Origin of the sequence: Sneathiella chungangensis (assembly GCF_009882935.1) — a bacterium.
Classification (GTDB): Bacteria; Pseudomonadota; Alphaproteobacteria; order Sneathiellales; family Sneathiellaceae; genus Sneathiella; species Sneathiella chungangensis.
Map to the genome: position 1 here is coordinate 645270 of NZ_WTVA01000015.1, position 22236 is coordinate 667505.

15 protein-coding genes are annotated in these 22236 nt (G+C 48.2%); 2 read left to right on the forward strand and 13 right to left on the reverse strand.

All coding sequences use genetic code 11. From position 1 onward, the window contains the following. Positions 1-81: 81 nt before the first annotated feature. The 13 genes from GQF03_RS16220 to GQF03_RS16280 form a co-directional block, all read right to left on the reverse strand. Positions 82-600 (reverse strand): 3-isopropylmalate dehydratase small subunit, encoded by a 519-nt coding sequence (locus tag GQF03_RS16220; RefSeq protein WP_161340309.1) that lies wholly within the window; start codon positions 598-600, stop codon positions 82-84. 14 nt (positions 601-614) lie between these two features. After that, entirely contained in the window at positions 615-1883 is a 1269-nt protein-coding gene (locus GQF03_RS16225; RefSeq protein WP_161340310.1) for an aconitase/3-isopropylmalate dehydratase large subunit family protein, read from the reverse strand. Continuing rightward, positions 1880-2770, reverse strand: a complete 891-nt coding sequence (locus tag GQF03_RS16230) for an isocitrate lyase/PEP mutase family protein (protein ID WP_161340311.1) — start codon at positions 2768-2770, stop codon at positions 1880-1882. The genes GQF03_RS16225 and GQF03_RS16230 overlap by 4 nt, the downstream gene beginning before the upstream one ends. Positions 2771-2781: 11 nt before the next feature. Then, positions 2782-4674, reverse strand: a complete 1893-nt coding sequence (locus GQF03_RS16235) for a TRAP transporter permease (RefSeq protein ID WP_161340312.1) — start codon at positions 4672-4674, stop codon at positions 2782-2784. Between the two features lie 34 nt (positions 4675-4708). Then, complete coding sequence (locus tag GQF03_RS16240; RefSeq protein ID WP_161340313.1) at positions 4709-5668, reverse strand: TAXI family TRAP transporter solute-binding subunit; 960 nt, start codon at positions 5666-5668, stop codon at positions 4709-4711. Between the two features lie 37 nt (positions 5669-5705). Further along, the gene (locus tag GQF03_RS16245; RefSeq protein ID WP_161340314.1) at positions 5706-6473 is read right to left on the reverse strand and encodes an IclR family transcriptional regulator; all 768 of its coding nucleotides are present in this window, start codon (positions 6471-6473) and stop codon (positions 5706-5708) included. A gap of 546 nt (positions 6474-7019) precedes the next feature. Beyond that, the gene (gene hsdR, locus GQF03_RS16250) at positions 7020-9326 is read right to left on the reverse strand and encodes an EcoAI/FtnUII family type I restriction enzme subunit R (RefSeq protein ID WP_161340315.1); all 2307 of its coding nucleotides are present in this window, start codon (positions 9324-9326) and stop codon (positions 7020-7022) included. Continuing rightward, complete coding sequence (locus tag GQF03_RS16255; RefSeq protein WP_161340316.1) at positions 9323-10450, reverse strand: restriction endonuclease subunit S; 1128 nt, start codon at positions 10448-10450, stop codon at positions 9323-9325. The genes hsdR and GQF03_RS16255 overlap by 4 nt, the downstream gene beginning before the upstream one ends. A gap of 2 nt (positions 10451-10452) precedes the next feature. Beyond that, positions 10453-11904, reverse strand: coding sequence for a class I SAM-dependent DNA methyltransferase (locus GQF03_RS16260; RefSeq protein WP_161340317.1), 1452 nt, complete (start codon positions 11902-11904; stop codon positions 10453-10455). Positions 11905-12016: 112 nt separating this feature from the next. Then, positions 12017-12487 (reverse strand): hypothetical protein, encoded by a 471-nt coding sequence (locus GQF03_RS16265; protein WP_161340318.1) that lies wholly within the window; start codon positions 12485-12487, stop codon positions 12017-12019. Between the two features lie 231 nt (positions 12488-12718). Beyond that, positions 12719-12898 (reverse strand): helix-turn-helix domain-containing protein, encoded by a 180-nt coding sequence (locus GQF03_RS16270; protein ID WP_161340319.1) that lies wholly within the window; start codon positions 12896-12898, stop codon positions 12719-12721. Between the two features lie 300 nt (positions 12899-13198). Further along, positions 13199-13780, reverse strand: a complete 582-nt coding sequence (locus tag GQF03_RS16275; RefSeq protein WP_161340320.1) for a hypothetical protein — start codon at positions 13778-13780, stop codon at positions 13199-13201. A 13-nt stretch (positions 13781-13793) separates the two neighbouring features. Next, positions 13794-15152 carry a tyrosine-type recombinase/integrase gene (locus tag GQF03_RS16280; RefSeq protein ID WP_161340321.1) on the reverse strand — a complete coding sequence of 453 codons (1359 nt, stop codon included), beginning with the start codon at positions 15150-15152 and terminating at the stop codon, positions 13794-13796. A gap of 1021 nt (positions 15153-16173) precedes the next feature. On the opposite strand from GQF03_RS16280, the gene GQF03_RS16285 reads away from it, so the two are divergent. Together GQF03_RS16285 and GQF03_RS16290 are read left to right on the forward strand one after the other, a co-directional pair. Further along, complete coding sequence (locus GQF03_RS16285) at positions 16174-21495, forward strand: DEAD/DEAH box helicase (RefSeq protein ID WP_161340322.1); 5322 nt, start codon at positions 16174-16176, stop codon at positions 21493-21495. After that, positions 21492-22112: a hypothetical protein gene (locus tag GQF03_RS16290; RefSeq protein WP_161340323.1), complete on the forward strand. Its 621-nt coding sequence runs from the start codon at positions 21492-21494 to the stop codon at positions 22110-22112. The genes GQF03_RS16285 and GQF03_RS16290 overlap by 4 nt, the downstream gene beginning before the upstream one ends. The last annotated feature ends 124 nt before the right edge of the window (positions 22113-22236 follow it).

Here is a 22236-nt window from a genome sequence, read left to right on the forward strand (position 1 = left end):
AAATAAATGTTGGGATTATTATTCGAAGGTAAGGAAAACTATTTCACTCAAGTAGAGAGGGATTCTGCGCGCAAGATCTTTCTAGGTATTTACGATACCGGCTCTTCTAAACATAAAATCCATTCCACTACCTGCCTCGACAATTTCCCGCATTATCTCTGGAATTGGATCTGTCTTAAGTTCCTTTTGCGTTGTCAGGTTAATTATTAAACCTTCAATAAAATCTACCTCTAACTCATCACCACTCTCTACCAAACCCCTAATCCCGGAGACCGGAGACAAGATAGGAACGCCTGCGTTAATACAAGTGCGTAACGGACCTCTCAGAACAGATTCTGCAATTATAGAAACTCCCGCTCCTTTGAGGCCCAGGAACCCTTGCACATGAGGATTACCAAAACCAAAGTTACGGCCCGCGACAATAAAATCTCCAACTTTAATTTTTGAGGGTAACGTCGGATCAATTTGCTCAAAAATATGATGTGCGAGTACCTCGGGCCGATATTCCTGCTCACGCACAAATTTAAGCGACATAATGCCGTCGTCATTAGATATGTTATCGCCAAAAACCCAGGCTGTGCCTGTCTTACGCCATTGCATGCCTATATATTCCTTTATAAGTAATTTCTCGGATCGACAATTTCACCTGCAATCGCTGCGGCGGAAGCCGTCATGGCATTTGACAAGTAAATATCGGCTTTCTGACTACCCATCCGTCCAGGTATGTTCGTGGTGCCAGTGCCGATACAAACTTCGCCATCGGCTAACGGCGCCAGGCTACCGTAACAAGGGCCGCAACTAGGCGCAGTAACCATCGCCCCTGCGTCAACGAAGATACTCAATAGTCCCTCTTTCGCAGCGGCGCTGTAAATTTGCTGAGAGGTCGGCACAACTACCATTCTCACCCCCTCCCTAACCGTACGACCTTCGAGAATGCGAGCTGCCGCACGCAAATCCTCCATACGCCCACCAGCGCATGAGCCGATATAAACCTGATCAACCTTTACGCCCGCCGCCGCGCTGACCTTGTCAACATTTTCTGGACGTGGAGGCAGTGCGATCATCGGCTCAAAGTCGGAAAGATCTTCGTTGAAAACCTCAGAATAGGAGGCTCCGGCATCGCTGGATACAATCTCATATTCTCCCTTAACTCGGGCGGCAAGATAGTCACGCGTTACACTGTCTGGTTCAAACAAAGCCGCCTTCGCACCAATGTCTACGGCGACATTGCAAATCGTCATACGAAAATCCATATCAATCGAAGCAGTCGCAGTTCCCCCAAACTCCAACACACGGTAATCAACCCGATCTCTGCCAAGTTTACTGATAAGCCATTGGCTTATATCTCGTGACATGACACCTTCATTTAGGGTACCGGAATAGTTAATTCGGATGGTCTCCGGAACGCGAAACCACATTTCACCTGTTACAAAAGCCTGCAACGCCTCATAGACAATGGGTGTTGCCAACGCCCCAACTGCACCCAATGTAGTAATATGAGTATCATTCCCGGTCACCAGCATTCCGGGCAGGACATGACCATTCTCGACAATTGCCTGATGGCTGATTCCATGCCTGCCCTCATCATAGAAATGCGAAATACCTAGCTCCTTCAATTGAAGGCGCAAATCACGTTTTAAAGCCGCCACCCTCTCAGACTGAGCTGGCACTTCATGATCCGCAAATACAATTATTTTTTCTGGATTACGCAGTTTATATATTCCACGCTCCTTAATTGTCTGCAAATAATGCGGCAAGGTAAGATCAATAGCCTGAAATAAATCAGGTTCACACATCAACAGCTCCCCGATATTCGAAAATTCTTTACCTGCAGTGCGCGCAAATACTTTCTGGGCTATCGTTTGTGGAGAGTGAGTATTCATTTAGAATATTCCTCTTCATAACGTTTGATGTCCTCAAATCCGACCAGGGAAGTAAATTCTTTCCATGGAACAGAGGATTCAGACATCGTGTTTAATGTTGTCCCTTGATTTTTGATAACGGACAATGTGCGCAACATCGCCTGTGTGCTAGACAGAAGGAGCGAGAGTGGGAACAACACTAGACCAACACCCAATTCTTCCAGACGACTAACTGGCATCATCGGCATTGTTAGTGTTTCGGCATTAAGATATACCAATGGCCGAGACGCTCCCTTAATCAAAGACTCGGCGTCTTCAGTTGTGTAAGGTCCGGTAACGAGCAACATATCTGCGCCCGCTTCAGCATATGTAGCCAGCCTATCTGCTGCAGCCTGGCGCCCTTCGCTGACAAAAATATCCGTTCGCGCTATGATCATAAAATTCGGATCTGTTCGGGTGTCTAGGGCTGCTTTGATTTTCCCGACCATTTCTGGCGTCTCAACACACGTACGCCCTTCCATCGAACCGCATTTCTTTGGAAAAATTTGATCTTCAATATGTATCGCACTTACACCAGCACGCTCGAACTCACGAACTGTCCGGATAACGTTAATGGCACCTCCATAACCATTATCTGCATCGCAAATTAGCGGAATTTCAATGGTATCAACCATCTGCGCCGCACGATCTGCCATTTCTTTCAATCCGAGCAAGCCTACATCCGGCTTCCCATATGTGCCTTCAACCGCAAAACCTGACATGTAAGCCGCCTCAAACCCTTGAGACTGCACTAGTCTTGCGCCGAGCGCATCTCCCGAGCCTGGCGCCACAACAATTGGGCCATTTTCAATACGGCTTCTTAAGCCTGCTCGTAGTTCACTTACCTTAGGCATTAAAATCCCTTTCATATACGTATTTACTAGGTTTGCTGATTATTTCGCGTGCTGGAGAACTTAGAGCGCGCTAAATACTGATATGCTAGGACAAGCAGGAATAAGGCTATTCCGCCGGTCGTAACCAAGACGCCGTTTGAAACCAAAAGAATACCGGATACAATAAGAAGTAATCGCAAAATAATTGACAAACGGTTTAGCAAAAATCCTTCAATTCCTGCAATAAATGCGAATATCCCGAGCAAGCTTTCTACAATAGCGAAAAGTATACTGACAGGATCACCCATCATTAAAAGTGCAGGCTTATACACAAAGAGGAATGGGAGCAAAAATGCAGCAATACCAATCCTAAACGCCTCAACGGCAGTACGCATTGGATTTGCTCCTGCAATTCCAGCACCGACAAAGGCGGCAAGAGCAAGCGGCGGTGTAATTCCCGAAAAAACGCCAAAGTAGAAAATGAAAAGATGGGCCGCCAATAGTTCCACACCGATCTTGGCAAGGGCCGGTGCCACCAGAACAGCCAGTAACAGATACGCTGGCACTGTTGGTAGACCTGTTCCCAAAATCAAGGAAACCACCATCGTACATAGCAGCAGAATAGCAAGGTTTCCGTCAGATATTGTAATCAGAAGGCTGGATATCTTGAAGCCAAGTCCAGTTAAACTAAATATGCCAACAATAATTCCTGCTGTTGCGCATGCTACGGCAATAACTATTCCCTGCCGACCCGCTTCTGAAAAAGCGTCCACCAGTCGCCCAAGCGTTGGCCGCGTATGTTTGCGAAATGTTGCCACAACTAAAGCTGCAACAATCGACCAGACCGCAGCATAAAGTGGTGATCTTTCCTCAATCGTAATTAGATAAACAAGTAAACATGGAGACAATAGTAGATGGTAATTATCTCTCATCAATTCCCGTGCTGACATAAGCTCTGATTTCGGAATTCCCTTGATATTCATTCGCTGAGCCCGCAGGTCAACAGCTATAAACAATGACGCAAAGTATAAAATCCCGGGAATTGTGGCGGCCACAAGTACCTGCCCATAGCTCACACCGACAATTTCAGCGATAAGAAAGGCCGCTGCTCCCATTATGGGTGGCATGACCTGCCCGCCGCAAGAGGCAACTGCCTCAATCGCGCCGGCTGTTGAAGGTCGCAGCCCTACTTTCTTCATTAGCGGTATACTGAGCGTCCCAGTCGCTGCCACATTGGCAACTGAGGAGCCGGAAATGGATCCGAACAATGCAGATCCGGCAACTGCCATCTTGGCAGGGCCGCCACGAGCCCAGCCAACCATTGCAAAAGAAATATCGATAAAAAATTTCCCCGCGCCCGTAGCGTTAAGGACCGCGCCATAAATAATAAATAAAATCAAATAATTAGCGGATACGCCAAGTGGAAGACCATAAAACCCTTCATTCGACAAGTAAAGCTGCTGGGCCACTCTTTCTAGATCGTATCCCCGATGAGCTATCATATTTGGTAACAAATAACCGAAAAATCCAAATGCCAGGAACACAATGCAAATTATTGGGAGTGCCGCCCCCATAAGTCTACGGGTCGCCTCCAGAAGCGATACAGTTAAGACAACACCCATTATTATGTCGCCCGGGAGTGTCAGACCGGCACGGATGCCAATCGCGTTTTCAGCTTCAATAAATGCGTAACCGGAAGCCGCCAGCGAGGAAATCATCAGTCCCACACCGACTGCCTTGTTCCAAATACCCTCATCGTCTTCAATAATAAGGCAAGACGTGATCAGTAATGCGAAGCCTAAATGGACAATTCGCTGATCCAGGCCCGGCAACAACCCCATAAAACCTGTGTAAAGATGAAAGCAACAAAAAATAATGCTGATGATTCCACTCGCCTTATATGTGCGTACAAAAGTTAATATTTGGGCGAGCGAAATCATCGCACTCTCTCCTAAAACAATGTAAATTGTTGGTTTAGTTCAGGCCGATTTCTTTGTAGTAGCGAAGAGCACCTGGATGAAGCGGTGGAATGATTCGACCCGCTTTCAGCATTCTGCCTTGCCGCTCTTTTGTAAGAGTGCCTGCCATAGAATGCATTTCTTTCATTTCCGCATTACTTTCCATAACAGCCTTTGTTAAAGCGTATACAACATCGTCGCTAACGCTGTCGGTCGTAAAAATGCCAACCGCGATCCCTGGCACATTGATATCGTCGGTTTGGCCAGGATATGTACCTGCGGGTATCGTGCTCTCATTAAACATTTCGACACTTTTTATAAGCTCTGCCAATTTTTCCGGATCAAACCCCAATATTCTGATATCAATTGAAGTAGCTAGATCAGAAAGATTTGCAGACGGCATAAAATTGAAATTGGCATAAGCGTCCACCCGCCCATCTCGAAATGTTTCCACCGCTTCGGCGCCTGAAAGCTGTGTGATAGTATAGCTATCTTTATCTAAGCCATACCCTGACAGTCCTCCTGGAACGAAGGTCAATGCATTGCCCGCCGAAGCTGACACCAATCGCTTGCCCTTAAGGTCCGCGGGTGACGATATATCAGAATCAGCTCGAACCATTAGATGAAATGGGAGATCGGGGCCGAGCATAACCGTCCTGAGGTTTTCCGCTTTTGAATCCTCAAAAGCCCCAGTTCCGCGATAACCGTTTACGGCATCAGCAACTGTCGCAAGCCCAAAAGTTAGCCTTTCTTTCGATAGCAATCTGACGTTACCGCGCCCGCCTCCGACAGTTGCCTCAACCGAGACATTTAGATCACCATCACTAACATTAGCAACTTTGGATACGGCTGCCGCGATCACACCATATGTGCCACCGGAGTCAGAAGCCCCAAAGGTTACAAACTCGTTAGACATTGCGACGCCCGGCTGAAAGGCTATTACCGTCAACGCAATCGCAGAAATTAGACTCTTCATACTATATCTCCTTAAATAGTTTTAATGTTTCTATAATCTACTTTTCGTTGTGAATTATGTGCTGAAGTCGAGCATATGTATCCGACAATCTCGCACCACCATCTATGATTGCTGACTCCAACTCGCCTTCAATCTTTTCAAAGCGCTGGGTTGGGGCCGAAACACATATGCTTGCGACAGTTGAACCCTTTTGATTTTTAATCGGCACGGCAATGCCGGACGCCCCCACCACCCTCTCATTGATGTTTTTTGCATAACCATATTGGCGAACATCGAGAATCCTCTGACGCAGCCGATCTTCCGAGACTAGGGTGTTTTCAGTGTTCATTTCTCTTGGAACAGTTTTCAGATAAAGCTCAAATTCGCTATCCGACAAGCCCGCCAGAAGCACCTGCCCTGTAGATGTACAATAAGCAGGTCGAAGTTTGGTTACGTCAGCGTCATAACGTATCTCTTGTTCTGAAACGCTTTTGTCTAGATATCGAACTTCATATCCTTTGGTTAAGACACCAATAAATGTCGACTCCCGCGTCGTCGCTGTTACTTGATCAAGTATGGGTTTTGCAATCTGCCGCAAAGTTACCCGCTCATCAACGATACGGAACTGAATTGGTGATTGCAGATTCAACTCATATCCTACTTTGCTTCTAATGACGTATGCCCGCTTCTCAAGCGTGGCCAGCAATGCAAATGCGCTGCTTTTCGGGATTTTGACCTGGGACGCAATCTCGGTTTGCGTGAGCGGCCTTTCACTCGCGACAAGCATCTCAAGGATATCAATTATTCGATCTGCTGATTTGACCATTTAATTCACATATATAAACTTAATTCGTATATATATACTAAATTCCAGAAATTTTGTGTCAATATAATTTTGTAAATATTTTTATATTAAATATTGCAATAAGTTAGATATATGCAGATTAAAAATCTTTATATTTAGAAAAGCCATAAATTCATATATGTGAATTATTGAGAAAATTTTGATCACTTTCTCTGCCCATTTTGGACTATTTTATTTTTGATGGAGCTTAAGAAGCGGGTGAAGCCAGCAGCGATGAGATTTTCGGATTTCTGACATTTACAGACGATAGATCTGGTACAGTTCATGATAAGCGGAAAGCCACAGAAACGAGGTTGCTGTCGATCGCTTTCTTTTGGAGAGAATTAGGTACCCAACTACTATCGCTCAAATTCTGGGATACACGATGGACAAGCAACTGCCTGATTCCCGCACATATAAAACTATTGTCTAGCAGTTTTTTGCGTATCCTCACGATGTCAGCCGGAAAGGCGTTATTTTTTTTCCTCTCGCCTTCTCCGATCTTTTATCGGGTAATTTTACAGAACATCATTCATAAAGATGCTGCTGGAAACCGATAAAAGCGTCTCGGGTCCTTTGGGTTCCGCCCAATGTTTCCACCCCGTCCGTTGTCGTGCCGTATTTAGCTTTAAGCAGCAATGTCAGCTTTTCAACCTCCAGCTCGCTTGTTCCCTCTTTGACATATTGAGACAAAACAAAATCGAGAAACGCCTGCAGCTTATCATCATACTGATCAAGAATTTTCGCCTTCCGGATGTCGACGCGCTCCTGCCGTGTAATCGGTGTAAGCGCAAAGGCGATATAGGACAGAACGTCATAAACATCGCTCTTCTCCGCATTGATCATGCGCTTGATCTCATCCAGTTGTTCCCGGCCATAGCCACGCTCCGAGAGGCTGTCCAGCAAAGCTTTCCGGCTATCCGGCTGCCCCCATAGCTTGCGAAGCTCATCTTCATCCTTGAACAGCTCCGGCAACTCGCCAAACATCCGCCTGATGAATTCCGCAGCAGACATCGGCTTGCCATCGGGACTATAGAACATGGTGGCGGTCATATGCTGGATGGTGCGCTCCTTTCCGTCCGCAAGCTTAATTTTGATCTTCTGTCGGGGCGCAGGGGGTTCACCTCCCCCGCCGCCCGGCTCATCAATTCCGCCGCCACCTGTTCCGGTTGTCGTCGTCGTCGCGACGGGCTCCTGCGGTTCACCATCCCATTCCGGATCGTTGAAATGCTCGTAAGCCTTCACAAAGTCATAGATGGTGAAATAATCCTTGTCATCAAACAGCCGCGTCCCGCGCCCTATAATCTGCTTGAATTCAATCATGGAATTCACGGGGCGCATCAACACGATGTTGCGAATATTGCGGGCATCAACGCCGGTTGAAAGCTTCTGTGATGTGGTGAGGATCGTCGGGATCGTTTTTTCGTTATCCTGAAAGGTCCGTAAATGCTGCTCCCCTATGGCTCCATCATTGGCCGTCACGCGAACGCAGTAGTTCGGATCTTTGCTCTGCTTCATCTGATTTATCAGGTCCCGCACGGCCAGCGCATGGGTTTGGGTCGCGCAAAACACCAACGTCTTCTGTGACTGGTCTATGGCGTTCATAAACAGCCGGACGCGATAGGCTTCCCGCTCCTTTATTTCAATCAGACGGTTGAACTCATCTTCCCTGTACCGGCGGCCTTCTTCTATTTCGCCTTCAAGCACGTCATCGTCGGCGGTATAGACATACTCATCCATCGTCGTTGCAATCTGCTGCACCTTGAAGGGGGTCAGGAAGCCGTCATTAATCCCCTCTTTCAGGCTGTAGATATAGACGGGCTCCCCAAAATACGCATAGGTGTCGACATTGTCCTTGCGCTTGGGCGTGGCGGTCAGGCCTAGCTGAACGGCGGGAGAGAAATACTCCAATATGCCGCGCCAGTTCCCTTCATCATCCGCGCCGCCCCTGTGGCATTCGTCAATAATGATGAAATCAAAAAAGTCGGGCGGATACTCCCCAAAGTTTGGAGCCGGGTTCCCGTCCGCATCCTGACCGGACATGAAGGTTTGAAAGATCGTAAAAAAGACGCTGCCATTCTTCGGCACCCGGCCCTTTTTGCGGATCTCATCCGGCGCAATGCGCACCCGCGCATCTTCTGAAAAGGCGGAAAAGGAATTATAGGCCTGATCGGCAAGAATGTTACGGTCCGCCAGAAAAAGAATGCGCGGACGGCGCGCACCGTCACGGGCGAGGGTCCAACGGCTGTAATGGAGTTTCCAGGCGATTTGAAAGGCAATGGCCGTCTTGCCCGTGCCCGTGGCCAGCGTCAGGAGAATGCGCTGCTTGCCGTCCGCGATGGCCTGCAGGGTCTTCTGGATCGCAAGGTCCTGATAATACCTTGGCTCCCATGCGCCGCCCCTGTCTTCGAAGGGAACATCTGCGAACCGGTCCCGCCATTCATTTTGTTCGGCGAAAACCATGCTCCAAAGATCATCGGGCGTGGGATAGGCATCAACATAGCCTTCCGCGCCCGTCTGCATATCGATTTGATAAATACCAACGCCATTCGTCGAATAGGCATAGCGCGTTTGCAGCTTTGCGGAATACTGCTTGGCCTGGCCAACGCCTTCGGTATCAGGAAGATCTCTTCTCTTCGCTTCAATAACCGCGAGCTTCATCCCGCGATATAGAAGAACATAATCGGCGATTTCCTGCTTCGCCCGCTTGCCGCCGCCAACCAGGCGGCCCTGAGAGATAACCTCCCGCTTGACCTTGCTTCCCTCAACCACACCCCATCCAGCCTCTCGCAGGGCTGGGTCAATCAGATCAGCTCGCGTGTCCGCCTCGTTCATGCGGCAACCTCTTCTCTGGTAAGTTCACCGTTAAAGGCCTTTTGGAGTATGGATTGTTTTAATTCATTAAGGGCTTCGAGCTTTTGTTGGTAAGTCGACTTAAGCAATTGGGTTTCGAATGATAGACGTTCCAAATCTTCTACTATTTTTGCCTGCATATTAATATCTGGATACGGAATCGGAATTTCATTTAGTGATTTTTGGTTCAATTTTGGTTGAGCCATTCCACTTACATAAGGCTTTAGAGAAATTGAGTTTAGATAAAATTCAACAAACTTCTGCGACGATAAATTATCAAACCGCAATACATGGGCATGATTATTAACCCAAGTTTTTCCTGATATTGAAAATGCAATTGGATAGGTGCGAGCGAGAAGGTTAGCTCCATCCTCTGAAACTAAAAGAAGGCTTTCGTTAAAAATGTACCCCGCAACATAATCCACAATACCCGATGCTCCATAGTATGGAATAATGCCACTCTCTCGTTGCGACTTTGTAATTGGAATTCGTTTGCTGTCTAAATTCTGGCATATATCTGAAAGCTTCTTTTCAACCCAGCCTTCACCTTTCTGAATGAAGACATTGTTTAGGTAGCTTTCGAACAGCTCTCGGGCGTTTACCAGGTTCCGCTTTGTGTTCTCAATCGCCGCGTCGATTCCCGCAAAGGCCTCATCCAGAATAGCAACAATCCGCTTCTGCTCTGAAAGCGGTGGGAAAGAAAATTCAATTCGTTCGATTTGCGATTTATTTATCGACGCAAATACAGCACCCTCATTTCCACTAATGTCCTTTTGCATATTCAACAGACCATAGAATAAGAAGTTTCGGTCAAGCTGTTCAGTAGGCCTAATTGCCGCTAGTCCTCGTCCAATACAAATTCTCTGTGTCGCAAAATTGATAGGGCCAACAGGTGCTCGGACAGATATTAGAATGTCGCCATTGATAGCCTCCTTTGTCGTATAAGAAGTCCATTTTTTTGGTTCACCAATATACTTGTCGCCGAATTCTTTCTTCCCTTGATAAAATGGAAGGCCGTTACCGTTGTCATTGTAGAACTTGCCGTCAGGCGACTGACCGGCAATGACTTGGCAAACATCACCTAATTTTTTGATCGCCCATTCCATGGTCACAACATACCTCTGATGTTCGCGAGAATACTCGCAGTCTCAGCATCCAGCGCAGCAATCTCCGCGATAATCTCTTCAGGCTCCCTGAGCGGCGCTTCTTCTAGTGCATTCGGGTTCTTCACCGATAAATCAAAGGTCGTCTCTTCTATATCTTCAATTGCGACTGACCATGATTTCTCGCTCTCCTTGAAATCCGTCTGAAATTCGATAAATTCTTTCAGATCGTTATCATTCAGTGGATTCGTTTTACCCATATTCCGGCCCGGATCAAGCTGGTAAAACCAGATGTTCCGTGTTGGTGCGCCCTTTTCAAAAAACAGCACCACCGTCTTCACACCCGCGCCGATAAAGGTTCCGCCTGGGCAATCAAGAACCGTATGAAGATTGCAGCTTTCCAGCAGTTCTTTCCGCAGGGCGCGGGAGGCATTATCCGAATTTGAAAGAAACGTGTTCTTGATGACCACAGCCCCGCGCCCGCCCGCCTTCAGGGACTTGATGAAATGCTGCAGGAACAGGAAAGCGGTCTCCCCCGTCTTGATCGGAAAATTCTGTTGAACTTCCTTGCGCTCCTTCCCGCCAAAGGGGGGATTGGCCAGCACGACATCAAAACGGTCCTTATCCTGAATATCCGTAATATTCTCGGCCAGTGTATTCATATGCAGGATATTGGGTGTATCGATGCCATGCAGGATCATATTCATGATGGCGATAACGTAGGCGAGGCTCTTCTTCTCCTTCCCGTAGAAGGTTTTCCGCTGAAGGGTATCGAGCTGCCCCGCGCTCAAATCGCCTTGCCGCATATAGTCGAAGGCTTCGCATAGAAACCCCGCAGATCCGACGGCACCGTCATAGATGCGCTCCCCTATTTTCGGTTTCGTCACCGCAATCATGGCGCGGATCAGCGGGCGGGGCGTGTAATATTCCCCGCCATTGCGCCCCGCGTTGCCCATGTTCTTGATCTTCTCTTCATAGAGAGCCGACAGTTCATGCTTCTGGTCCTGGGTGCGGAAGTGAAGTTGATCGATCAGCTCCAGCGCGTCCCGCAGGCTATACCCGCTTTGAAACTTGGATTTAATCTCCCCAAAGATCTCCCCGATTTTATATTCAATCGTATCCGGGCTGGAGGCGCGCTGCTTGAACCCTCTGAGATAGGGAAAGAGTTTGTCATCGACATAGGCAATCAGGTCATCGCCCGTTAGCGCCGTGTCGTGATCGAAGCTGCCATCCGCTTTCTTGGGTGCAGCCCAGCGGTTCCAGCGATGTTCCTCATCAATGATGAACAGATAGGGCGTATCGCTCAACTCGGCTTCCAATGCCCGCTCGCGTTCAAGGTCATCAAGATATTTCAGGAAGAGCATCCAGGAGGTTTGCTCCGTATAATCAAGCTCCGTCGTGCAGCCCGCCTCTTTCCATAAAACATCGTCTATATTTTTGAAGGTTTGTTCGAACATGTTTCCCCTGATACCGCTAAAACGAGCAAAACCTAGTATACCGACACATGAAAATATAAACCTAGATTAAAAACGAAACATTTCGGACTCAACTGAAAATCAGCCATTAAATTCATCTGCTCCATCCAATTCGTTTTCCATAAATCATCCCTTGTGGCGTCGCGTTAATGTCGAGCAGGCCTGCGATCTCCGGGCGGATGCCTTTCAGGAGATAATTCTCTAGATTGCCGCGACTTTGCTCGTAACTTTGAAACCATGTCCTGAATTTGCAGGAGCGGATGGCGCGGGGCGGCGGCTTCGGTTGATTGAAAGCTTTCAGAACCAGCGCCCGAAAGGCTCGCCAGTCACGCATCAGAGGAGGGTTCCGGTGGATCAGGATATGCGTATGAACGCCGTTCCTGTCGCTATTTTCTAGCACCCACGCGACGCACCATGGGCAACCTCGCCTATCGAATAGCTTACGAAGCTTCTGCAAGGAATAGCGAAGCTGGCAAGAGCAATCCTCTGGAGGAATGCCAAGCTGCTCAAGGTTTACAGTCGTGAGCGTATTGACCGGCCTGCCCATCAATTGGCTTTGTTCCACGGCCCCCAAAAACCGGCAAGCTTCCGGGTAATGTATGTAGTGAGATACCTTCATTTCATGCTTACGATCATAAGATAACTATATAAAGTAAAGGTCCGTCGACACCCGTAGTAACCCATTGAAATTCAGATATTTTTATCTATCAATAGATTGAGGAATAGCTTCAATACTGGCGGCCTGTGGCGGAAACACCCGGAAAGATAAAGGGCGGTTTCCAACTAGGCTCTACCATCAAACAGTTTTGTTTTCTTCACACCATCGATTGAGCTCCGAAACGCTATAGAGCACCCGCCTGCCCAGCCGGAGAAAGACCGGGCCGGTCTTGTTCTGGCGGTGGCGCTCTAACGTTCTGACTGAGATTCCGAGTCTTCTCGCGGCTTCATAAGTTGATATCAGCCGCGATACTTCCACGGATCAAAGCGATGATGAATACTCAGAGGTTGAGCGATGCTTCTTGCTGTCAAGCCATGCGTCGAGATCTTCGACATCGTAAACAACGACGCGGCCAATCTTGGCATAGGTCGGTCCGTCGCCAACTAATCTCAATTTTTCGAAGGTTGATTTAGTAGAACCACAATAAGATGCGGCATCAAGGGTTCTTAGACGGCGAGAGTAAGATACTGATTTCTTCAAATTCTGTTCCTCTAGTAGTTACCGAAAGCCGGTAAGGCTTGCGGAAAACTATGGAACATCTTGCTCGTGTTGCGCTAATTATTTCTTTCGCAACACCCGCCAACGCATGGGATAAAAATCATCTACATTCGTCAATTTTCTTATGCGTTGGTATTCTTTTAGCCGGGCATCTTCGCCGCCAGGAAATTCTGGATAAAATCTGTTTCGAGGCTCGTTTTTCCATCTTAGTATCGTTGTCGGATTAACTCCAAGCTTTCGAGAAGCCTCTCTTATTCCGACGTTACCTGAAAGTCTAGAAAACGCTTCCCTCTCTTTGTGTTTTCCTCTTTTTGGATTTAAATGCCTACAGCCCATTAAGTGATAGATCGCATGGCAAAGTTCCAGAGGAGGCGTAACTCGGTAACTGTGGCAATCTTCCAGAACATTGAAGGCCCAAGCATTCATGACAGACATTGGGGCCGCCAATCCGTGGCGTTCGATTGCATGTCCGCCCTCTTTCTTTACTCGCTCATATCGACTAATTTCACTAAGAAGAAACTCGCCATACAACCTTGCTCCCTTGTACGCTGCCCTCTTTGATACGGCCGTTCCTGTCGTTACATCCCATAAAAAGAAGAAAATTTCATCATAGATATCGACGTATGGATTGTTCTTCTCCATGGCGATCCGACATTTAGTTTTTGACTAAGTTTATTATTTCCCCGTTGTTAGAATGATGCATATTCATTGCTTCTGCAAGTTGCTTTGAAGTCCGATCAGCTGCCGCCCTAATCGGGTCGTTCGCGATATGGGCGTAACGGCCCGTGGTTTTAGGATCTGAATGCCCTAGCAACTTTCCAAGTACTTGCAGTCCGACGCCACTTCCTGCGCCAGCACTTGCAAAAGTATGCCGCAAATCATGAAGGCGTACATCCTCCAATCTTGCCCGCTTTCGAATTCGATTCCAGGCCTTCGGCAATCCGACATAATGCCCTTCCCCTCTCAATGCCGGAAAAACGAAAGGTGACTGCTCATCTCGCGATAACCCAGCGAGTAACTGCAAAGCGGGCGCGCCCAGCATGACAATTTTCTGCCCGGTCTTGGAATCATCCAGACGTAGGCAACCGTATTCAAAATCAACTTCATGCCATTTCAACGAGAGGATTTCTGTCTTGCGGCATCCTGTCAGGATCAACAGACGAATGGCGACAATCGCCATTTCATTTTCGCCTTGCTTTGCCAGAGCGTTTATCTTGCTACGAAGCGCTGCCCGTTCCGTTTCATCTTTTATGTGGCCTAAAATACGCTCCAGTTCGTTGCGTTCTTTTTCGGCGGTTTCGGCGATGCGCAAGGTTTCACCAAGCTTCGCCAATTCTTGAGAATTGAGATACCGCTCATTCTTCCGGTCAGGAAATCGCTTAACACCATGCGCCGGATTATCACTCCGAATTCCCTCGGCAACGGCAAAGGATAGAATACCGCCTAAAAGTCCGGTTGTCCGTGATGCTGTCCCTTGCCCGCCAACGACGCGCGCCCTTCCACGCGGCCCGGTTTTCTCATCAATGGCCGTTTTGCCCTTTGCGATATCCGTCATGAAGCGTTTTATGTCATTTACGGTAAGATCCTTAACCCGACGCCTTCCCAACAATGGTTTAATATGTCGTTCTATCCGCCCCTTATCTGTTGCAATCGTCGACGCCTTTTTGGTTGCACAGCCTTCTTCAAGGTAACGGTCACAGAGCTCCGATACCGTCATTGCGGCTTTCTCTGTCATTTTGACCTGCTGCGGATCCTGCCCGTCCGCCACCTCGCCCAAGACGCGCTTAGCCTCTGCACGCGCCTTTTCTGGCGTCCAGGGCGATCCATGCTTTCCGATTGTAAGACGCCGTGTTGGCATGCCACGTCCGCTCATGCGGTACTGAACAATATAAATACGGTTTCCCGACCGGGTGACTTTAAGGCCGAATCCCTTAAGTTCCGTATCCCACATAAACCAGTCCCGTTCCTGCGGACGTGCTGCGTCGACGTTTCGCTTGATGATCTTTGCCTGCATGCTCGCTCTCCCGATTTTCGGCTCCAGCAATCATATAGCAATCATCAGCAATCACAATACAGGAAACAAGCGGAAACTTCAGGAAACTAACATATTGGTTTATAGGACTTATTAAAATATCAAAATATATAAAGAAACATATACCACCGCCCTCCGAAGGCAGAGGTCACACGTTCGAATCGTGTCGGGTGCGCCAATTTTTTCAAAAAAATCAAATTCTTAAAGGTACATCAGCTTGAACTGCTCCGATCATATGCGATTGGGGCACCCATAGGGCACCCTACGACAATAGCTAATGCTCCAAATATTGATTAGGCGCTTCTGGGGATAATGCGGAAGTCTTCACTCCCAGTTGATATCTTTAGCTGGATTTCAGTTGCACCGCCTCCGGCGAGATGGTTGGTATAACTTGGCGGAAATTTGAACGTCAAACGATCCAAACTTAACATTGCTGCAGTGAAGAGAGACGGGGAACCAGGACCTGGGAAGTATAATCCAACCCCTGTGTAGGGCTTCCTCGCAAGGTACAACGGTTTATTCAATAGCGTAAAGTCTGGTTGAAATTCACGTCTGGTCTGCGACGAAAAAGGAACATTTCTGGAGCGTGTTTATAACTTCTGCTCGGTGCCATGGAATGACTAATCTTTAGCTAGTGGCGTGTCTCCATACATCGTTAAATCTCTTGGAAAATCCCCATGCGGCTTTAAAGCCTGCGAAGATATGATGAATTATCTCAACTTACACGCCCCAACGTGACGCCAAGTAGGTGCACTCTATATTCACCATATACTCTGGTGCAGCACGAAGCTGTAGCATTACAAACCAAACCTATAGCATTGGGGATGCCCGAGATCATAACGTCAAATTTCTTGACGTCATTGTATAGTTCCAATTATCAGATGGTTTGCGCAACCCTTCCGCCTCCTCTATCATTGGTGGTAAAGGCTTCCGTATTTCGCTAGAACTACTAAAATAAAAACTGGTGTGAAAAATTAAGACAGATTTGGGACCGAAAGTTCATATGCAGCTGCAAGATATTTTGGATACTTATCGTGCATCCGCGCACAGCGAGCGCGAGAAGGGTGATTATTTCGAGCGGTTAGTTCGAGTATATCTGCTTCATGACGATGTTCAAAAACAGTTTTATTCGGAAGTAGTACCTTTTGCTGAATGGGCGAAATTGCATAACTGGAGCAATACCGATACAGGGATTGATTTGGTTGCGACGCTTGCAGACGGGTCAGGCTTTGCTGCAATTCAGTGTAAGTTTTATGCTCCCGAGCATAGTATCCAAAAGCCTGACATAGATAGTTTTATTTCGGCGTCTTCAAATGACATTTTCACTCGCCTTATCGTTGTAGACACTACCCGAAAAGAGTTTGGGAAAAATGCAGCGGACACCCTTAATAAATTATCCAAGGACTGGAACCGGATTGGAATAGCTCAATTAGAAGCCAGCCGGATAGATTGGTCACAGTTTGTTCGGACGGGAAATGTCAGCCTTGCCCCGAAGAAAGAGCTTCGGGATCATCAGCGCGATGCCTTGGAAGCGGTTGCTGAAGGATTGCAGGAAGCTGATCGCGGCAAGCTCATTATGGCATGCGGTACCGGGAAAACGTTCACCGGACTTCGGATAGCTGAAACATTGGCTGGGAAAGGCAAGCATGTCCTTTTCATGGTGCCATCGCTCGCACTGATGTCGCAGACTGTGCGTGAATGGAAGAATGACTGCCAAGAGGATTTTAATGCCTTTTCGGCCTGTTCCGATGTCAGGGTTGGTCGGAAGGTCGATGCTGATAGTCTTGATCTAAATGTGCACGATCTTGCGTTTCCTGCAACAACTGATCCTGAAAAGATCGCGCATCAGGTAAATCAGGCAAGCCAGGACAAAATGACAGTGGTCTTCTCGACCTATCATTCCATCGACGTGCTGACACGTGCTCAAAAACAATTTGGTTTGCCAGAATTCGATCTGGTGATCTGCGACGAAGCTCATCGCACTACGGGTGTGACGTTAAAGGATGAAGACGACAGCGCTTTTGTACGTATCCATGACAATGACGTTGTGGCCGCAAAAAAACGTCTTTACATGACCGCCACTCCGCGCATCTTTGGGGAAGCCGCAAAGCAAAAAGCCAATGAATATGATGCCAAATTGGCCTCGATGGATGATAAGGAAAAGTTCGGCGAAGACCTGTTCCATCGTGGATTTGGCTGGGCTGTCGAGAATGATCTGCTGACTGATTACAAGGTTGTCGTACTAGCCGTGGATGAGGGGTTGATCTCAACCACCATTCAAAACCGTCTCAAGAGCGGCGCGGAGTTGACACTCGACGATGCGACAAAAATCATCGGTTGCTACAAGGCGCTTTCGAAGAGTGACCTTGCAGCTGATCTCGAATTTGACCCAAAACCGATGAAGCGGGCCTTGGCATTCTGCCAAACCATTGCCAAATCCAAAATCATTGAAGATGAATTTACAAAGGTTATAGCGGAATACACAGGCAACCAGCAGATAGACGATGCGCGCAATCTTGAAACGGAAGTTCGCCATGTGGATGGTAGCTTTAAATCCAGTGCGCGCGAGGAATTGCTGAACTGGCTCAAGGAAGACGCGGGCGATAACGTTTGCCGCATTCTGACCAACGCCAAGGTGCTTTCCGAAGGTGTGGATGTGCCTGCCCTCGATGCCATCATGTTTATGCACCCGCGCAAAAGCCAAATTGATGTGGTGCAATCGGTAGGTCGCGTAATGCGTAAAGACCCGGCTGGGCAAAAGAAACTTGGTTATGTCATCCTGCCCGTTGCCATCCCCCCGGATGTTAAGCCCGAAGAGGCGCTGAATGACAACGAGCGGTACAAAGTTGTTTGGCAAATCCTGAACGCTCTGCGCGCACATGATGAACGCCTTGATGCGCGGATTAACCAAGCCAAGATTGGCGAAGATATAAGCGACAAAATCGAACTTGTGCGCATATCCTCGGAAACCGAATTGAAAGAGCTTACAGCTGTCGTCGATGATTTTGCGACCACCAAGACCAAAGCAGCAAAAGGCAGTGCAGGAATCGGAAGTGATAGTCCCGAACGCCGCCAAATTGATGAAGTTGTGCAGGGAGAGCTTGTCTTCGATGAGTTTACCCGTGCCATCATGGCCAAGATTGTCGAAAAATGCGGCACGCGTGAATATTGGGATACCTGGGCGAAAGACATCGCCAAGATCGCCCAGACACATATTACCCGTATTGCCACAATCGTCGCACAAGAGGGGCCTGAACGAACTTCTTTCCTCGAATTCTTAGAAGAGTTGCAGGATGACCTGAACCCGGAAATCAGCGAGGCCGAGGCGATTGAGATGCTGGCGCAGCACCTCATTACCAAACCGGTATTTGACGCACTCTTCAAAGGCAGCCGGTTTACCAAGGAAAACCCCGTCTCCCGCGCGATGGAGGTCGTGTTAGTGCAATTACACGAACACAATCTGGAAAAGGAGTCAGAAAGCCTCTCCAAATTCTATGACAGTGTGGAACGTCGTGCCGCAGATGTGAAAACCGCGCATGGTCGTCAGACGCTCATCACAGAGCTGTATGATAAGTTTTTCCGCAACGCCTTCCCAAGGCTAACCCAGCGACTTGGCATAGTTTACACACCGGTCGAGGTGGTGGATTTCATCATCCACTCAGTGAATGACGTACTGAAGACTCAATTTGGCCAGACGCTTGGTTCCAAGGGAATACATATTCTTGATCCTTTCGTCGGTACCGGCACTTTCATCACCCGCCTGTTGCAATCGGGTCTGATCGCGCAAGACGAGTTGGAGCATAAATACAAGCACGAAATTCACGCCAACGAGATCGTGCTGCTGGCCTATTACATCGCTGCTATCAATATCGAAACGGTCTATCACGAACTGGCCTATGGCACATTGAGCGAAAACGCGCCATACGACCCTTTTGAAGGTATCCTGCTGACGGACACCTTTCAGATGTATGAGCAGGAGCGCGATATGGTCGCCAACCTCTTGCCTGACAACTCGGAACGCCGGACCAAGCAAAAGGCGCTAGATATCCGAGTGATCATCGGCAACCCGCCATATTCGGCGGGGCAGAAGAACGCCCATGATGTAGCAGCAAATATCGTATATCCCAGATTAGACGCAGCGATCCGCTACACTTATGTTGCTCATTCAGAAGGAAGCCTTAGCAACAAACTTTATGATAGCTACATTCGTGCATTCCGCTGGGCGAGTGAACGGATTGGCGATGCGGGTGTCATGGCTTTCGTTTCGGGCAGCGGATGGATCGAACGGTCTTTCGCAGATGGGATGCGCAAATGTCTGGCCGACGAGTTCAGCGAAATCTACGTCTTTCATCTGCGCGGCGATATCCGCAAAAATATGCTGTCGAAAGGGGCCGCACGCGAGGGCCAGAACATATTTGCTTCGGGCAGCATGACTGGCATTTCCATTTCCGTTCTGGTCAAGAACCCTAATGCTGAGAAACAGGGGCAGATCCATTTCCATGACATCGGCCCAGACCTAACGACCACGCAAAAGCGGAACATCATCCGCAATTATGCCTCAATTAACGGCATTACCAAGGTTGGCGGCTGGAGCACAATTACACCGGACGAGAACAATGATTGGCTTGATCAGGCAGACCGCAGCTTTGATCGCTTTCTGCCAATGGGCGACAAGAATAAAGATGATCTAGCTCCGGTCATTTTTGAAAATTACAGCCTCGGAGTGAGCACCAATCGAGACCCTTGGGTGATTTCCTCAAGCGCCAACAAGCTCAAACACAACATTAAGAAAACACAACAATTTTTTAATGATCAGCGGCGCGCGTTGATTGATGGCGCGACCTCGGTAGAGTATGATGAGCGCTCAATCAAGTGGTCCAGCACGCTCATTCCCAAAGCAGGGCGAGTATCAGAGCAACGTTTTCACCAAGAGTATATTAGGCGAAATCTATATAGGCCGTTTTCGCTCCAATTTCTATATTTCGACGCGGTCTTGAATGATCGCCGCGGTCAAATACCCCATATCTTCCCCACCGCCGAAGCCGAAAATCTGGTAGTTCAGGTGTCTGGTGTAGGCGCGCGTGCTGGCTTCTCCGCTATCATGAGCAATCAAATGCCAAGCTTGGATACTATTGAAAAGGGCCAATGTTTCCCCCTCTATCTCTACGAAGAAGCCCAACCAGATGACGGCCTCTTCTCCGCTTCGAGCGATCAGGCCAGCGGTCTTACCCGCCGCGACGCGATTACCGATGAGGGCCTCGCGCATTTCCAAGCCGCCTATCCGGGGGAAGAAATCAGCAAGGAAGACCTGTTCTATTACATCTACGGCCTGCTGCATTCGCCCGACTACCGCGAGCGGTTCAAAAACAACCTCGCCAAACAACTGCCCCGCATCCCAGCTGTCAAAACCTTTTCCGACTTCGCCGCCTTCCGCGATGCGGGCCGCGCGCTCGGTGATCTGCATGTGAACTTCGAAAGCGTCGAGCCATACATGGTCACTTACAAGGAAGGCGACCACCGCCTGATCCCCGAAGCCCAGGCTGATCCAAAGAAATTTTACCGTGTGAAAAAAATGAAGTTCGGCGGCAAGGGTAAGGAAAAAGACAAGACCACCGTCATCTATAACGAACACATCACCATGCAGAATATCCCGCTGGAGGCCTATGACTACGTCGTCAACGGCAAGCCTGCACTCGAATGGGTGATGGAACGGCAGGTGGTCAAAACCGATAAGGCCAGCGGTATTGTGAATGACGCCAACGACTACGCCAACGAAACGATCGGCGACCCGCGTTACCCGATGCTACTGTTCCAACGCGTGATCACGGTAAGTCTTGAGACAATAAAAATCGTACGAGGACTACCAAAGCTGGATATCGATTCTGATGAGGCAAAAGACACAATTAAAGAGCTCCCCTCAATAGATGATATCAAGGCTGGAATAAAAGAAAAATGGCACGGCATGCCGGCGGCAGATATAGCACTCAAAATCGTCGAGGCTATAGAGTTCAATAACTCAAAGGGAACGGAATCACTTCGAGTTAGTGACATTCTAGATATACTCAATGTCGGTGAACTGAATGGTGAAATCATTTCAGCTCTCGCAATTCTTGCTCAATCGAAATTCGCAGTACTGAAATCGGGTGGTGAGTATATAGATGCAGAGGGTGGGCGTTATCCACTTTCACCCGAAGATTTTCAAAAAGTTTTGGACCACGACACCCTCATACATCCGATTACTAAAGAGGAGTTACACAAAGCGTCTAATCGCGTCGCCCCTGTTTTCGCTTTAGCTCGTGAAATTTTCGAAGGGAAGGAGGAATGAACAAGCCGGAGTTTTCAGTAGCCCAATTACGCCGAGAGGTTGACGGACGTCCTACCGCTGCGACGATAGATTATATGCTTGCTCAAAATCATGAGGCACGATTGGCAGCCGTTCAAAAAGCGGTGGACTTCGCCTGCAATGAATTAGAGCAGCACAAACACAAAAAGCAGGGTCTTGGGGAAGATGCACTTACTCTTGAATTGTGTTCGATGTTAAAAATGGCAGGTTTTCAGGCGGTTCATGACAAAGATGTTGGCGGACATTGCGACATTTCAATCGAGGGGAAGGATATGTTCCTGTGGCTTGCCGAAGCTAAAAAGCACAGTAGCTATAGTTGGTTGGATAAAGGCTTCCAGCAACTGGCCACTCGGTACTCCACGGGTGTCAAAGGACAGGATCATGGTGACGTGCTGGTGTATTGCTACGCTGCCGATGCCAAAACCAAGATCCAAAAATGGCGGGGAGAGCTGGAAAGTCGCAATTCAGATGTAAAAACTGAAGACTCTTGCAGCAACCCATTACAGTTTTTCTCTAAGCATATACATCCATCTTCTGGATTGGATTTTCATGTCCGCCACAAGGCAATTGCGCTCTATTGGAACCCCAAAGACAAATAGCCTGTACCATAACCCATGATTTTATTCTTCACTACACCCACTTTTAGCGCCAATCACCTATCCAATAAGTGTCATAACGAAGCAGCCATTCCACCCAACCGAAACGGCTGTATCCTCTTCAATG

What these genes read in the sequence shown, in the direction of transcription:
- GQF03_RS16220 (WP_161340309.1), bottom strand. Translation starts at nt 600, where the DNA reads ATGCAATGGCGTAAGACAGGCACAGCCTGGGTTTTTGGCGATAACATA.
- GQF03_RS16225 (WP_161340310.1), bottom strand. Translation starts at nt 1,883, where the DNA reads ATGAATACTCACTCTCCACAAACGATAGCCCAGAAAGTATTTGCGCGC.
- GQF03_RS16230 (WP_161340311.1), bottom strand. Translation starts at nt 2,770, where the DNA reads ATGAAAGGGATTTTAATGCCTAAGGTAAGTGAACTACGAGCAGGCTTA.
- GQF03_RS16235 (WP_161340312.1), bottom strand. Translation starts at nt 4,674, where the DNA reads ATGATTTCGCTCGCCCAAATATTAACTTTTGTACGCACATATAAGGCG.
- GQF03_RS16240 (WP_161340313.1), bottom strand. Translation starts at nt 5,668, where the DNA reads ATGAAGAGTCTAATTTCTGCGATTGCGTTGACGGTAATAGCCTTTCAG.
- GQF03_RS16245 (WP_161340314.1), bottom strand. Translation starts at nt 6,473, where the DNA reads ATGGTCAAATCAGCAGATCGAATAATTGATATCCTTGAGATGCTTGTC.
- hsdR (WP_161340315.1), bottom strand. Translation starts at nt 9,326, where the DNA reads ATGAACGAGGCGGACACGCGAGCTGATCTGATTGACCCAGCCCTGCGA.
- GQF03_RS16255 (WP_161340316.1), bottom strand. Translation starts at nt 10,450, where the DNA reads ATGGAATGGGCGATCAAAAAATTAGGTGATGTTTGCCAAGTCATTGCC.
- GQF03_RS16260 (WP_161340317.1), bottom strand. Translation starts at nt 11,904, where the DNA reads ATGTTCGAACAAACCTTCAAAAATATAGACGATGTTTTATGGAAAGAG.
- GQF03_RS16275 (WP_161340320.1), bottom strand. Translation starts at nt 13,780, where the DNA reads ATGGAGAAGAACAATCCATACGTCGATATCTATGATGAAATTTTCTTC.
- GQF03_RS16280 (WP_161340321.1), bottom strand. Translation starts at nt 15,152, where the DNA reads ATGCAGGCAAAGATCATCAAGCGAAACGTCGACGCAGCACGTCCGCAG.
- GQF03_RS16285 (WP_161340322.1), top strand. Translation starts at nt 16,174, where the DNA reads ATGCAGCTGCAAGATATTTTGGATACTTATCGTGCATCCGCGCACAGC.
- GQF03_RS16290 (WP_161340323.1), top strand. Translation starts at nt 21,492, where the DNA reads ATGAACAAGCCGGAGTTTTCAGTAGCCCAATTACGCCGAGAGGTTGAC.